At 62.5% G+C, this 13,956-nt stretch carries 14 protein-coding genes and 1 pseudogene; 12 read left to right on the top strand and 3 right to left on the bottom strand.

Annotation, left to right across the window (positions count from 1 at the left end):
* The first annotated feature begins 13 nt into the window (after positions 1–13).
* The 12 genes and pseudogenes from ROSMUCSMR3_RS03270 (at position 14) to ROSMUCSMR3_RS03215 (ending at position 10,262) form a co-directional block, all read left to right on the top strand.
* Positions 14–1,195, top strand: coding sequence for a phage major capsid protein (locus ROSMUCSMR3_RS03270; protein WP_081506438.1), 1,182 nt, complete (start codon positions 14–16; stop codon positions 1,193–1,195).
* 149 nt (positions 1,196–1,344) lie between these two features.
* Positions 1,345–1,944 (top strand): head-tail connector protein, encoded by a 600-nt coding sequence (locus ROSMUCSMR3_RS03265; RefSeq protein ID WP_081506437.1) that lies wholly within the window; start codon positions 1,345–1,347, stop codon positions 1,942–1,944.
* The gene (locus ROSMUCSMR3_RS03260; protein ID WP_008282344.1) at positions 1,944–2,282 is read left to right on the top strand and encodes a head-tail adaptor protein; all 339 of its coding nucleotides are present in this window, start codon (positions 1,944–1,946) and stop codon (positions 2,280–2,282) included. The genes ROSMUCSMR3_RS03265 and ROSMUCSMR3_RS03260 overlap by 1 nt, the downstream gene beginning before the upstream one ends.
* Positions 2,279–2,692, top strand: a complete 414-nt coding sequence (locus ROSMUCSMR3_RS03255) for a DUF3168 domain-containing protein (protein WP_081506436.1) — start codon at positions 2,279–2,281, stop codon at positions 2,690–2,692. The genes ROSMUCSMR3_RS03260 and ROSMUCSMR3_RS03255 overlap by 4 nt, the downstream gene beginning before the upstream one ends.
* 24 nt (positions 2,693–2,716) lie before the next feature.
* Complete coding sequence (locus ROSMUCSMR3_RS03250; protein WP_008282342.1) at positions 2,717–3,130, top strand: phage major tail protein, TP901-1 family; 414 nt, start codon at positions 2,717–2,719, stop codon at positions 3,128–3,130.
* Between the two features lie 4 nt (positions 3,131–3,134).
* The gene (locus ROSMUCSMR3_RS03245; protein WP_081506435.1) at positions 3,135–3,470 is read left to right on the top strand and encodes a gene transfer agent family protein; all 336 of its coding nucleotides are present in this window, start codon (positions 3,135–3,137) and stop codon (positions 3,468–3,470) included.
* On the top strand, positions 3,454–3,660 hold the full coding sequence (locus tag ROSMUCSMR3_RS03240; protein ID WP_081506434.1) for a rcc01693 family protein: 207 nt from the start codon (positions 3,454–3,456) through the stop codon (positions 3,658–3,660). The genes ROSMUCSMR3_RS03245 and ROSMUCSMR3_RS03240 overlap by 17 nt, the downstream gene beginning before the upstream one ends.
* Complete coding sequence (locus ROSMUCSMR3_RS03235; RefSeq protein ID WP_081506433.1) at positions 3,653–4,294, top strand: phage tail tape measure protein; 642 nt, start codon at positions 3,653–3,655, stop codon at positions 4,292–4,294. Before ROSMUCSMR3_RS03240 ends, ROSMUCSMR3_RS03235 begins: the two co-directional genes overlap by 8 nt.
* A gap of 13 nt (positions 4,295–4,307) precedes the next feature.
* On the top strand, positions 4,308–4,940 hold the full coding sequence (locus ROSMUCSMR3_RS03230) for a DUF2460 domain-containing protein (RefSeq protein WP_081506432.1): 633 nt from the start codon (positions 4,308–4,310) through the stop codon (positions 4,938–4,940).
* Positions 4,937–5,812, top strand: coding sequence for a DUF2163 domain-containing protein (locus tag ROSMUCSMR3_RS03225; RefSeq protein WP_081506431.1), 876 nt, complete (start codon positions 4,937–4,939; stop codon positions 5,810–5,812). Before ROSMUCSMR3_RS03230 ends, ROSMUCSMR3_RS03225 begins: the two co-directional genes overlap by 4 nt.
* Positions 5,809–6,252, top strand: coding sequence for an NlpC/P60 family protein (locus ROSMUCSMR3_RS03220; protein ID WP_081506430.1), 444 nt, complete (start codon positions 5,809–5,811; stop codon positions 6,250–6,252). Before ROSMUCSMR3_RS03225 ends, ROSMUCSMR3_RS03220 begins: the two co-directional genes overlap by 4 nt.
* A gap of 3 nt (positions 6,253–6,255) precedes the next feature.
* A pseudogene (locus ROSMUCSMR3_RS03215) lies at positions 6,256–10,262 on the top strand (baseplate multidomain protein megatron).
* Positions 10,263–10,334: 72 nt separating this feature from the next.
* Here the strand turns inward: ROSMUCSMR3_RS03215 and ROSMUCSMR3_RS21060 are convergent.
* From ROSMUCSMR3_RS21060 to ROSMUCSMR3_RS03205, 3 genes are all read right to left on the bottom strand, one after another.
* Positions 10,335–10,502, bottom strand: coding sequence for a hypothetical protein (locus ROSMUCSMR3_RS21060; protein ID WP_157132423.1), 168 nt, complete (start codon positions 10,500–10,502; stop codon positions 10,335–10,337).
* A 34-nt stretch (positions 10,503–10,536) separates the two neighbouring features.
* Complete coding sequence (gene purB / locus ROSMUCSMR3_RS03210; RefSeq protein ID WP_008282334.1) at positions 10,537–11,844, bottom strand: adenylosuccinate lyase; 1,308 nt, start codon at positions 11,842–11,844, stop codon at positions 10,537–10,539.
* Positions 11,845–11,931: 87 nt separating this feature from the next.
* The gene (locus ROSMUCSMR3_RS03205; RefSeq protein WP_198385573.1) at positions 11,932–13,731 is read right to left on the bottom strand and encodes a type I secretion protein; all 1,800 of its coding nucleotides are present in this window, start codon (positions 13,729–13,731) and stop codon (positions 11,932–11,934) included.
* Positions 13,732–13,956: the final 225 nt, after the last annotated feature.

Here is a 13,956-nt window from a genome sequence, read left to right as displayed (position 1 = left end):
CCTGAAGGATGGAATGATGATGACCCAAGCAAAGGCTCGGGCCGGGGAAGATCTGTCTCCGGTGGCCGAGGTGAAATCCGCAGTGGCGGGGTTTCTGAGCGAATTCAGCGGCTTTCGGGCCGAAATTCACAACCGACTGCAACAGCAAGAAGAGAAAATGAACATGTTTGAACGCAAATCCATCGCGCTTGCGCGTCCGCATCTGGCGGCCAGTTCTGACGGCTCTGCGCCGCATCGCAAGGCGTTTGACGCCTATTTGCGCGGTGGCGACGATGACGGGCTGCGCGGCCTCGAATTGGAGGGCAAGGCGCTCAATACCGCCATCGCGGGGGAGGGCGGCTATCTGGTCGATCCGCAAACCGCCGAGACGATCCGCTCGGTGCTGAAGTCCACCGCGTCGATCCGGGCGGTTGCCAATGTGGTGGCGGTCGAGGCCACCAGCTTTGATGTGCTGGTGGATCACACCGATGTGGGCCATGGCTGGGCCACGGAAAGCGGCACAGTATCCGAGAGCGATACGCCGGTGATCGACCGCATCAGTATCCCGCTACATGAGTTGAGCGCGTTGCCCAAGGCCAGCCAGCGGTTGCTGGATGACAGCGCCTTTGACGTCGAGGGCTGGCTTGCGGGGCGCATCGCCGACAAGTTCGCGCGCGCCGAGGCGGCGGCGTTCGTTGCGGGCGATGGGGTGGACAAGCCGCGCGGGTTCCTGACGCATCCGAATGTGGACAATGATGTCTGGGTCTGGGGTAATCTTGGCTATGTGCCCACCGGTGTTGCGGGCGCGATTTCGGGGCCTGATCCGATTGTTGATCTGGTCTATGCCTTGGGCGCGCAGTACCGGGCGAACGGCACCTTCGTGATGAATTCCAAAACCGCAGGCACCATTCGCAAGATGAAGGATGCCGATGGGCGGTTCCTGTGGTCGGATGGTCTGGCCGCCGGAGAACCTGCGCGGCTGATGGGCTATCCGGTGCTGATCGCCGAGGATATGCCCGACATCGCGACCGGGGCCAATGCCATCGCCTTTGGCGATTTCAATGCCGGTTACACGGTGGCCGAGCGCCCGGATTTGCGGGTGTTGCGTGATCCCTACAGCGCCAAGCCGCATGTCCTGTTCTACGCGACCAAGCGAGTGGGCGGCGATGTGTCCGATTTCAAGGCGATCAAGCTTTTGAAGTTTGCCGTTTCCTGAGGACGCGGCGACGGGGCGGGGGTGATCCCCTCGCCCCGGGGCGCGTGCCGTTCGGGCGAGGCGTTGTCCAACTGTCCCCTCCGTCCGTGCAACGCGGAATGGCGCGCGCCTGAACCACCGGAGGGGTCCGGGATAAATGGAGAAGGTCCATGATGTTAATCGAAGAAACTGCGGTGCCCCTGGCCGCGCTGCCGCTGGCGGAGTTCAAGGCGCATCTGCGGTTGGGCACGGGCTTTGCCGATGACGATATCCAGGACCCGGTTCTGGAAAGTTTTCTGCGTGCGTCGCTGGCGGCGATTGAGGGGCGCACCGGTAAGGTCTTGCTGGAGCGCGAATTTTCTTGGGCGGTGCATCACTGGAGGGATGCGACAGGCCAGGCCTTGCCGGTGGCACCCGTGCGGGCGCTGCTGAGCCTTGGGTTGCGCAACCGGGCGGATGAGGTCGAGGTGATTGACCCCGCGCATTACCGGCTGGAGCAGGATGTGCATCGGCCTGTGCTGCGGCCTGTGGGCACGTTCCTGCCCGTGATTGTGCGCGGGGGCGTTGCAGAGGTTCGGTTTCGCGCGGGCTTTGGCGTGGGTTGGGGGGATTTGCCCGCAGATCTGGCGCAAGCCGTGTTGATGCTGGCGGCGCATTATTACGAGTACCGACATGACCTGAGCCTGAGCAGCGGCTGCATGCCCTTTGGTGTGGCCAGCCTGATCGAGCGCTATCGCACGGTGCGGCTGTTGGGCGGGGGTGCCCGGTGATGGCGCGCCCGAGGCTGAACCGGCCCCTCGTGCTGGAGGCGGCGGTGCGTCTGTCCGACGGGGCGGGGGGTGTCACGGAAGTCTGGGAGGTGCGCGGCACGCTTTGGGCTGAGGTTGCCGCGCGCACGGCCCGAGAGGCGGAGGTGGGCGGCGCGGCTGTGGCGCGGGCCGCCTATCGGATCACGGTGCGCGCTGCACCGCAGGGGGCAGCGTCGCGACCAGAGGCCGGAAACCGATTGCGCGATGGTGCGCGCGAATTCGCAATCCTGTCGGTCACAGAGGCGGATATGGGCGGGCGATACCTGTCTCTCTGGGCGCAAGAGGAGGTGGTGCCATGAGCTATGCGATGGCGGCAGGATTACAGGCGGCAGTGTATCAACGGCTGGTGCAGGATGTGGCATTAAGCGCGCTGGTGGGCGCTGCGATTCATGATTCGCTGCCGTCGGGCCGGGTGCCGCCGCTCTATGTGATGCTTGGCCCTGAGGAGGTTCGCGCACGTGGCGATGGCAGCGCTGGCGGGGCTTGGCACCGCTTCACCGTCACCGTTGTCAGCGAGAGTGGCGGGTTTCAAGAGGCCAAGGCCGTGGCGGGTGCTGTCAGCGATGCGCTGCTGGATGCTGACTTAACGCTGACTCGCGGGCGGGTGAGCGGCCTTAATTTCCTGCGTGCCCGCGCCCGGCGCGAAACGGCTGGGCAGGCGCGGCGGATCGAGCTGACCTTTCAGGCGCGCGTGGATGATGGCGCTTAACCTTTAAACTCTGGAGTGACGACAATGGCTGTACAGAATGGCAAGGATCTGCTGGTCAAGATTGACCTCAATGGCAGCGGCAATTTTCAGACGGTGGCGGGGCTACGGGCCACGCGCGTGAGTTTCAACGCCGAGAGCGTGGATGTGACCAGCCTTGAGTCGGCGGGCGGGTGGCGCGAATTGCTGGCGGGGGCGGGTGTGAAATCTGCAAGCATCAGCGGATCGGGTATTTTCCGCGATGCGACAAGCGATGCGCGGGCGCGGCAGATCTTCTTTGATGGGGAAATGCCGGATTTTCAGGTGGTGATCCCGGATTTTGGCACCATCGAGGGGCCCTTCCAAGTGACGGCGATCGAATATGGCGGCACCCATGATGGTGAGGCGACGTATGAGTTGGCGCTCGCCTCGGCGGGGCAACTGACCTTTACGGTGCTGTGATCCGATGGCCAACCCCTGGGCAGGCGAGGTGGCGTTGGTGATCGGCGGAGAGCGGCAGGTGATGCGCCTTACGCTGGGCGCGCTGGCCGAGTTGGAGGCGGGGTTGGCGAGCGGTTCGCTTGTCGATCTGGTGGCGCGGTTCGAAGGGGGCGCGTTTTCCACCCGCGATGTGCTGGCTTTGATCGTGGCGGGGCTGCGTGGCGGTGGCTGGCGCGGATCGGCGGCGGATTTGCAGAGTGCCGACATCGAAGGCGGGCCGTTGGCGGCGGCGCGGGCGGCGGCAGAGCTTTTGGCGCGGGCCTTTGCCTTGCCAGAGGGGCCGCATGAGCGGGCGGTTTGACTGGCCTGCGTTGATGCGCGCGGGGCTTCAGGGATTGGGCCTTAAACCAGCCGAGTTCTGGGCGCTGACGCCTGTCGAATTGCGCCTGATGCTGGGGGAGCGGCAGGGCGTGGCCCCGATGGCGCGCGCTGGATTGGAGGCGCTCTTGCGCGCCTTTCCCGATGGAAAAGGAGAGATGAGCGATGGATGAATTGGAGGCGCAGATTGCCGCCCTTGATGATGCAATGGGGCAGACGACCAGTATGGCGGCGGCCTTTGGTGCAGAACTGGCGCGGGTGCGGGGCGGCTTTGCCGGCGCCGAACAGGATGTGCAATCGCTGGAGCGGGGGCTGAGCCGGGGCCTGCGTGGGGCCATCCGGGGGGCTGTGGTTGATGGCGACGGCCTGTCGGACAGTTTGCGGCGGTTGGCCACGATCATGGTCAATACCGCATTCAACGACGCTGCACGTCCGGTGACGGATCAAATTGGTGGCCTGATTTCGCAGGGGATCGGCAGCTTGGTGGGGGGGCTTTTCCCCTTTGCCAAGGGGGCGTCTTTTTCGCAGGGGCGGGTGCAGCCCTTTGCCAATGGTGGCGTCGTGAATGGTCCGGTCATGTTTCCGATGCGGGGTGGCACCGGATTGATGGGCGAGGCTGGACCAGAGGCGATCATGCCGCTCAGTCGTGGTCCGGATGGGCGTTTGGGCGTGCGCGCACAGGGCGGCGGGGCGGTAAGCGTGGTGATGAATATCCAGACCCCCGATGCCGAGGGGTTTCGCCGCTCGCAAGGGCAGATCGCGGCGCAACTGGGCCGCGTGATCGGGCGCGGCGGGCGCAATCGCTGAAAGGGAGTGGGACATGGGATTTCACGAGGTCAGATTTCCGGCAAGCCTGAGTTTCGGCTCGCTTGGCGGGCCGGAGCGGTTGACGGATATCGTCACGCTCGCCAACGGGTTCGAGGAGCGCAACACGCCTTGGGCGCAGGCGCGCAGACGCTATGATGCGGGTGTGGCGCTTCGGTCTCTGGACGATATCGAGGCGTTGATCGCGTTTTTCGAGGCGCGGCGCGGGCAGCTTTTTGGCTTTCGCTGGAAGGATTGGACTGATTTCAAATCGGGCCGGGCCAAGGCTGCGCCGGATTACCGGGATCAGGAAATTGGCGTTGGCGATGATGCGACTGTCGCCTTTCCGCTGGTCAAGTCCTATCGGTCAGGGGATCAGGTCGTACTGCGGCCAATTGTGAAGCCAGTCACGGGCACGGTGCGCCTAGGTCTTGATAATGTCGAGATGCAGGACGGCGTGCATTACACAGTTGATACCGCCACCGGGATTGTCACCTTTTCCGAGCCGCCCAATCGCGGCGTGCCGATCACGGCGGGATATGAATTCGATGTGCCTGTGCGGTTTGATACGGACCGCATTCAAACCAGCCTTGCCAGTTTTCAGGCGGGCGAGGTGCCCAATGTGCCGGTGGTGGAGATCCGAGTATGACCGGTCTGTTGGAGCATCTTGGCACAGGTGTGACCACCACCTGCCGCGCTTGGGCGCTGACGCGGCGTGACGGGGTGGTGATGGGGTTCACCGATCACGACCGGCTGTTGGCCTTTGAGGGAATCGCGTTTCGCCCCGACACCGGGTTGAGCGCCTTGGCCTTGCAGCAGACGACGGGGTTGTCGGTGGACAACACCGAAGCCTTGGGCGCGCTGAACGATGCCGCCATCCGTGAGGCGGATATCGAGGCGGGGCGCTATGACGGCGCGGAACTGCGCGCGTGGCTTGTGAACTGGCAGGATGTGGCGGCGCGGCGCCTGCTCTTTCGCGGCAGCATTGGCGAGTTGCGGCGTGCGGGCGGGGCGTTTGAGGCCGAGCTGCGCGGGCTGACCGACGCGCTCAACGTTCCCTTGGGGCGGGTCTATCAAAAGGCGTGCAGCGCCGTTCTGGGGGATCGCGATTGTCGCTTTGATCTGGATACGCCGGGGTATGTTTCAGAGCGGCCCGCCGAGGAGGTGGAGGAGAACCGCGTGTTTCGCTTTGCTGAGATGGGCGGGTTTGCCGAAGACTGGTTTCGCCACGGCGTGCTCCGGGTTTTGAGCGGCGCGGCGGCGGGCTTGATCGGGCTGATCAAGCGAGACCGGACCGAGGGCACGGGGCGGGTGATCGAGCTTTGGCATCCTCTAGGGGCTAAGGTGATGCCCGGTAATGCGCTGCGGATTGAGGCTGGGTGCGACAAGCGTCGCGGGACTTGTCAGTTCAAGTTTGACAATCTTATGAACTTTCAAGGGTTTCCGGACATCCCTGGCGATGACTGGACGATTACCGATCCCAGCAAGGCGCCGCGGCTGGATGGCGGGAGCCGCAGGTGAGCGGGCAGGGGGCGCGGATTGTGGCGACGGCGCGGGGCTGGATCGGCACGCCGTATCGGCATCAGGCGGCCTGTCGCGGGGCTGGCTGCGATTGTCTGGGGCTGGTGCGAGGCCTGTGGTGCGAGATGTGCGGTGCCGAGCCGGAACGCCCCCCCGCCTATTCGATGGATTGGTCAGAACCGGCGCGGCAAGAGGTGCTGTGGCAGGCGGCGGCGCGGCATTTGCTGGTAAAAGATTTGACCGAAGAGGCGGCAGGTGACGTGATCCTCTTTCGAATGCGTGAGGGGGCGGTTGCCAAACATCTGGGCGTGGTCGCGGAACTGGGCGCGCGCGCAAGTTTCATTCACGCCTATTCGGGGCATGGCGTGGTTGAGACCGCGCTGAGCGCGCCTTGGCGGCGGCGCATTGTGGCGCGATTTGCATTTCCCGAGGAGGGCTGAGACATGGCAACCATTCTGTTATCTGCGGCAGGGGCCGCGATTGGCGGGGCGGTGGGCGGCACCGCGCTTGGCCTGTCGTCCGTGGCGATTGGGCGCTTTGCCGGGGCAGTTATTGGCCGTTCGATTGACCAACGTCTGTTGGGCCAGGGATCGGAGGTGGTCGAGACGGGGCGCGTGAGCCGTCTGCGCCTGACTGGCGCGGGCGAGGGGGATGCCATCCCGCAGGTTTACGGGCGCATGCGCGTTGGCGGGCAGGTGATCTGGGCCACCGAGTTTCGCGAGAACGTGACCGTAACACAGGGCAGCCGGGGGGGCGGCAAAGGCAATCCGCGTCCCGCCACGCCAGACACGCGCGCGATCAGCTATTCGGTGAGCTTGGCGCTGGCGCTCTGCGAGGGGGAGATCACCCGCGTCGCGCGGATCTGGGCGGATGGAACAGAGGTCGCTCCTACAAGCCTAAATATGCAGGTCTACAAGGGCGCGCGCGATCAATTGCCCGATCCTCGGATCGAGGCGGTCGAGGGGGCGGGCAATGTGCCCGCCTATCGTGGCACGGCCTATGTGGTGATCGAGGATCTGGATATTTCGCAGTTTGGCAATCGTGTGCCGCAGTTCAGTTTTGAGGTGTGTCGCCCGTCTCAGGCCGAGACGCCGGGTGCCGCGCTTGATCCGGTGCGGTCAGTGCGGGGCGTGGCGATGCTGCCGGGCACGGGCGAATATGCGCTGGCTACAACGCCGGTCACAATGAATTTCGGTCTGGGCGCAAACGGAATTGCCAATATCAACAGCCCCTCAGGGCGCTCGGATATGGCGACGGCGCTGGAGGCGCTGGTTGAGGAATTGCCAGCCTGCCGGGCCACCTCATTGATCGTGAGCTGGTTTGGCGACGATCTGCGCTGTGGAGTTTGCCAGATCAGGCCACGAGTAGAGCAAAAGAAATTCGAGGCGTCGAACATGCCGTGGCAGGTCTCTAGCCTAGGTCGTTCAGGGGCAGGTGAGGTGCCCAAGGATGCGCAGGGCCGCGAGGTTTATGGCGGCACGCCGACCGATCAGGCGGTGATCGAGGCCATTCTGGCGCTGCAACAAGCGGGGCAGGACGTGCTTTACTACCCGTTCATCCTGATGGAGCAAATGCCGGGCAACGGCCTGCCCGATCCGTGGAGCGGTGCCGAGGATCAGCCCATTCTGCCATGGCGCGGGCGGATCACCACATCCAAGGCGCCGGGGCAGGTTGGCAGCCCGGATCAGACGGCGGCGGCAGAGGCAGAGGTGGCGGCGTTCTTTGGCACCGCGCGCGCGGCGGATTTTACGGTGACACCGATTGCGGCGCAGGTGGAGGAGAGCGCCGGAACCGGCGCGTTGGACATTCTGAGTTTTGGTGGCGCGCTCAAGCGCAGCCCGGTGGCCTATCACGGGCCGGATGAATGGTCTTATCGTCGCTTCATTCTGCATCAGGCGGCGCTTTGTGCGGCTGTGGGCGGGATCGAGAGTTTCTGTATCGGGTCGGAAATGCGCAGCCTGACGCAGATCCGGGGCGCGAATAACAGCTTTCCGGCGGTGGTGCAGTTGATTGCCTTGGCGGCTGAGGTGCGCGCGCTGCTGGGACCGGAGGTCAAGATCAGCTATGCTGCGGATTGGTCTGAATATTTCGGCTATCAGCCGGGGAATGGCGATCGGTTCTTTCACCTCGATCCGCTGTGGGCGGATGCCAATATCAATTTTGTCGGGATCGACAATTACATGCCGCTCAGCGATTGGCGCGAGGGGGATGAGCATCTTGATGCGCGCGATTGGCCGTCGATCTATGACCTGGACTATCTGCAAGCCAATATCGAGGGCGGCGAGGGCTATGACTGGTTTTACCCCACGTCAGAGGCGCGCGCGGCGCAACGCCGGGTGCCGATCACCGATGACGCGTTCGGTGAGCCTTGGATCTGGCGGTTCAAGGACGTGCGCAACTGGTGGGAACACCGGCATTTCGAGCGGGTGGGGGGGCTGCGCGCGTCAGAGCCGACCGCCTGGGTGCCGCAATCGAAACCGATCCGGTTCACCGAATATGGCTGTGCGGCGGTGGACAAGGGCAGCAATGAACCCAACAAGTTTCTTGACCCTAAATCTTCTGAATCAAGTTTGCCCCGCCATTCAACAGGGCAGCGGGATGAACTGATTCAGATGCAATATCTGCGCGCCATGGCCGCCTATTGGAATGATCCGGCGCGCAATCCGCAGTCCGAAGAATACGCGGGGCGAATGCTCGACATGGATCACGCCTATGTCTGGGCCTGGGATGCGCGGCCCTATCCCTATTTTCCGGGAAATCTCGAGCTTTGGTCAGATGGTGCGAACTATGCGCGCGGGCATTGGATCAATGGTCGGGTCAGCGGGCGGCGGCTGGCGGATGTCATGGTAGAAGTGGCGGCGCGGGCGGGTCTGCGTGATCTTGACACAAGCCGAACTGAGGGCTTTTTGCGCGGGTTTCTGGTGGATCAGGTGGGTGCAGCGCGCGCGACCTTGCAACCCTTGATGCTGGCCTATGGTCTGGATGCGATCGAGCGGCAAGGCGTGCTGCAATTTCGTGCACGCGATGGCCGGGCGGATCATGTGGTTGATCTTGATCTGGTGGTGCGCGATCCGGAATTGGGCGGCGTCATCGAGGAATTGCGCAGTAGCGATCTAGAGCTGGCGGGCCGGGTGCGGCTGCGGTTTCTGGAGGCGGATGCTGACTATGAAGCGATTTCAGAAGAGGCCATTCTGCCCGACGAGGCGACCCATGCGGTGGCAGCCTCGGAAATGCCACTTGCGTTGACGCGTTCTGAGGGGCGGCAAGTGGTGGAGCGGTGGCTCTCGGAGGCGCGGGTGTCGGTGGATACGCTGCGCCTGACCTTGCCGCCGTCGCGGCTGGACGTTGGGGCAGGAGATGTCATTGCCCTGCCCAAGGGGGGGATGGCGCGCGGTTCCGCATCGACCGGATCGAGCAGATGGGCAATGCGCAGCGTGTCGATGCGGTGCGGATCGACCCCGAGAGCTATCGGCCGATCCTGATTGAAGAGAACCCGGCGCGGCTGCGCCCCTTTGTGGCACCGGGACCGGTGACGCCGCTCTTTCTTGATCTGCCGCTCTTGACCGGCGATGAGGTGCCGCATGCGCCGCATATCGCGGTGCTGGCCAATCCCTGGCCCGGCACGGCGGCGGTTTACTCGTCCGCCGAGGATGCCGATTACCGGCTTAACACCCTGATTGCGGCACGCAGCACGGTAGGGGTGACGCAAACGCCGCTTTTGCCTGCGCCGATGGGACGGATCGACCGGGGGGATGGGCTATTCGTGCGGATGCGGTTCGGGACGCTGGAAAGCGTGGGAGATACGGCGCATTTGAATGGCGGCAATCTTTGTGCCATTGGCGATGGCACCCCGGGGGGGTGGGAGCTGTTTCAGTTCCGCGATGCCGAGTTGGTGGCACCGGACACGTATATTCTGCGCCATCGGCTGCGGGGACAGTTGGGGACTGAAAGGGCTGGCGGTGGTGTCTGGCCTGCGGGATCGCTTGTCGTACGCTTGAATGGCGTGCCGCAGCAAATCGAGTTGACCGAGGCACAGCGCGGGCAAGCGCTGCATTACCGGATCGGGCCGGGGGGGCGACCCGTGGATGACCCGAGCTTTGCCCATGCCATTTTGGCCTTTGATGGGGTGGGCCTGCGACCCTATGCGCCGGTGCATCTGAGGTTCATGGAGGCGCAAGGAGATTTGACCGTGACGTGGATCAGGCGCACGCGGATTGGCGGGGATCGTTGGGATACGCCCGAGGTGCCGCTTGGCGAGGAGAGCGAGCGCTATCTCTTGCGGGTGATGCGAGGGGCGCAGGTCTTGCGCGAGGTCACTCTGGAACGCTCGGATTGGGTTTATCAGCAAGCGGCACGCGTGGCCGATGGGGCAGATGCGGGCAAACGGATCGAAGTGGCGCAGCTCTCAGCGAGTTTCGGAGCCGGTACATTTGCAACCCGTGATCTCTGAGATGCCCAGTGCGTGTATGAGTATTTGTAGAACGGTAAAGCAGGGGCGGGGAGTGATCCCGCCCCGTATAAGTCAGCTTGAGGTTTGTGGCACGCAACTACTGGTCGCCGCATCCCATGCGGTGCCCGTAACGCAGGAAATCGCCTGTTTCTGTTTGCTGTAGTTACAGCCCCCCGTTGCCAAGGCAAGGCTGGGTGTCACGACAAGCGCGAGGGCGGCCAATCCGAATTTCAACTTCATCATATGTCTCCCTGTTGGACAGGGGTTCAGGCTATCACGATTCCCCGAAAACCCGCGCGAAAATCGTGTTCACATGCTTTGTATGATAGCCCAAGTCGAATTTTTCAGCAATTTCCGCCGGGCTGAGGGCGGCAGTAACCTCTGCATCATTCAGCAACTCGGTTTTGAAGTCACAGCCGGTTTCCCAGACCTTGAGCGCGTTGCGCTGCACAAGGCGATAGGCATCCTCGCGGCTGACGCCCGCTTGGGTCAGGGCCAATAGAACCCGCTGCGACATCACAAGGCCGGGAAACTTGTTCATATTGGCCATCATGTTGTCAGGGTAGACCAAGAGCTTGTCGATGACATTGGTCAGACGTGCGAGGGCGAAATCGAGGGTGATGGTGGCATCCGGGCCGATCATGCGCTCGACCGAGCTGTGCGAGATGTCGCGTTCATGCCAGAGGGCCACGTTTTCCATTGCGGGCACCACAGCCATGCGGACGAGGCGGGCGAGGCCGGTGAGGTTTTCAGTCAGCACCGGGTTCTTCTTGTGTGGCATGGCGGAAGAGCCCTTTTGCCCCATCGAGAAAAACTCGGCTGCTTCCAGAACTTCGGTGCGCTGCATGTGACGGATTTCGATGGCGACATTTTCGATGCTGCTGGCCACGACACCAAGAGCGGCAAAAAACGCCGCGTGGCGATCGCGCGGGATCACTTGGGTGCTGATTGGCTCTGGCGTCAGGCCAAGTTGGGCGCAGACATGCTCTTCGACGCGCGGATCAACATTGGCAAAGGTGCCGACGGCACCGGAAATCGCCCCTGTCGCGATCTCTTCGCGGGCGGTGTGTAGGCGGCGCAGGTTGCGCTGCATCTCGGCGTAGAAGCGGGCAAAGGTCAGCCCCATGGTGGTGGGCTCTGCGTGGATCCCATGGCTGCGGCCGATGCGCAGGGTATCCTTATGCTCGAATGCGCGACGCTTGAGGGCGGCCAAAAGCCCTTCCATATCCGCAATCAGGATGTCGGCGGCGCGGGTCAGCTGGATGTTGAAACAGGTATCAAGCACGTCCGAGGAGGTCATGCCCTGATGCACAAAACGCGCCTCATCGCTGCCTACATGCTCTGCCAGATGGGTAAGAAAGGCGATGACGTCATGCTTGGTCTCGGCCTCGATCTCGTCGATGCGGGCGACGTTGAACTCCACGTCCTTGGCTTTCCAGACCGCTTGGGCATTCTCACGCGGGATGACGCCCAGGTCAGCCATGGCATCACAGGCATGGGCCTCGATCTCGAACCAGATGCGGAATTTGGTGGCAGGTTCCCAGATGGCGACCATGTCGGGACGGGAATAACGAGGTATCATGCGGCGATCCTTGAGCAGACTAAGGGGATTTGCCGCGCTTGTAGTCGCAAGAGGGGGGCGCGGCAAGCCGCGCTGCGGCCCCTTGGATCAGGCCGCCAACAGCAGGATCGGCAGAAACGCGAGCGCCAAGGCCCCAAAACCGAAATCGCCGCCACCGCCACCGCTGTCATCGGCATCGCCGGCTGCGGCTGCGGAGTCTGGGGCATCCTCTTGCTCTTCGGCGGGGGGCGTTGTCGGGATCAAGCTCTCGCTGCTGCCGGACCCTGAGCTGCCGGATTGGAAGAAATCTGCGAAGTTGAGGACATTGTCGACGACCTGATTGTCGCTTTCCTCGACGTCGATTTCGTCTGTCTCCTCGGGGGTGTCGGCGACCATACGGGCCAGTTCGGCGGTAAAGACGGGGTTGAGCATCTCGATCATCAGGATCTCGTAGGGCGCAAGGTCTGCGATCAGGATGCCGTCCTCGATCAGGTCTTGAGGGTTCTCGTTGGTCACAACGGGTTCGGCAGTGGACTCGCTTGGGTTTTCGCCCTCAGCCACGCCTAGGCGCGTGATCGTAACGTCGCCCAAATCGCGCAGGATGCTCATGAAGTCCACGACCTCTTCGCTGGGTTGGTCGCTGGTCGAGGCAAGGAACGTGACCAGGCGATCCGGGGCATAGAACGCATGCACATCTGCTGTTTCGCCCGACAGCTCCGTCTCGCGTCCTTCGCTTCCTGCAAGGCCGAGAGGGCGGGTGCCGGGCAAGGTTTCGTTCAACAGGCGGAACATTTCGCCGGGTACACGGATATCTGCATCGCCTTCGCCATCAGCCAGACCTGTGCGGCTATTCATTTGCAGGGGCCATACATGTGCCGCATCGACACCGCCCCAAGAAAACGCCTCAAGCACATTGAGCATCTCATGCGCTTGTTTCAGGCCGAACTCTTCTTGTGGGTCCTCGGACACCGAGCGTTTCAGGTTCCATTCAGTTGCATAGATATCCAGCCCCGGCATTTCCTTGAGCCAGGTGTCGGCAATCTGCGACAGTTCGAAATAACGGCTGTTGGGGGTGTCGGCCCCCTTGGAATAGATATGGGCAACAACGCCGTCGATAGCGCTTTGCTCTGCGACGGTGTCGAACTCGTTGAGGATGATGGCATTGGCGACCTTGGCCCAAGCCACATCGCCAGAGGAATAGATGTATTCGTTTTCCGAAAGGTTCAGGTCATATGTTTCATTGAGCTCGGCAAGTTGATCTTCTCCGGTTCCTGAAAACAGGTTTGAAAGAGCGAACCGGCCATAATTCGTGCCCATCTGGACCAGAATATCGGTTTCCGAGAGATGCTCCGCGTCGGGGTGGCTGCGGATTTCGTCCTTGACGATGACGGCCATTTCCGAGGCGAGGCGGCCATATTCAAAGGTGTTCATGCCACCGCTGCCCCAATATTCATTGCCAATTTCGATGGCCTGAATATCTGCGGCTCCGTAGCGTCCGTCGAACACATCCTGCAGGAAGCTGCGCAGGGCGGGTTCGTCGATATCGGGCAAGCGATTGCCCTCTGCGTCTACCTCGGTGCTGAGAAAGTGCCGCGTGGGCAGAACGATCGTGACTGCGATCCCCTCTTCCTCGGCAAAGCCCAGAGCATCGCTGATCGGCAGAAATGATGTTGCTTCGCCAGTCTCGGAGTTGACCACGATATCGTTATCCGGGTTGCGGATGTCGAAGTAATACTCGGTAAGGCTGCCGCCGGGGTAGCGGATATGTTCCACGCCAAGTGTGCGGGCAACGTCATCATAGGTGCCCTCGTCCCCAACGCGGTCCCTCAGGGCAAGCGCGTTGCCGCCGAAATGCGCCTGTGTAAAGGTCGTATCGGACAAGTAACCCGCTGAAATCGTAAATGGCATTCAAACCCCCGGCATCGATATTTGCCGCCAGAGCGTGCCGTTCTTCGGTTTGGATGGTCCGTACCAAGGCGGCGAAAACTCTCGCAGTCCTCGGAATTTCTAAAGAAAACAGGGATTTATGATACTACTCCGCCGGATAGGCGATGCTTCCGGATAGGGTGTTAACCATATTTGCGAGCTTGGTCCGAATGTTGCATTTTCCTGCCCCTCGGCACGGATGACCGA

Source organism: Roseovarius mucosus, from assembly GCF_002080415.1.
Taxonomy (GTDB): domain Bacteria; phylum Pseudomonadota; class Alphaproteobacteria; order Rhodobacterales; family Rhodobacteraceae; genus Roseovarius; species Roseovarius mucosus_A.
Note: the sequence above shows the minus strand (reverse complement) of the source record. Positions and strands in the feature narration are given on the sequence as shown.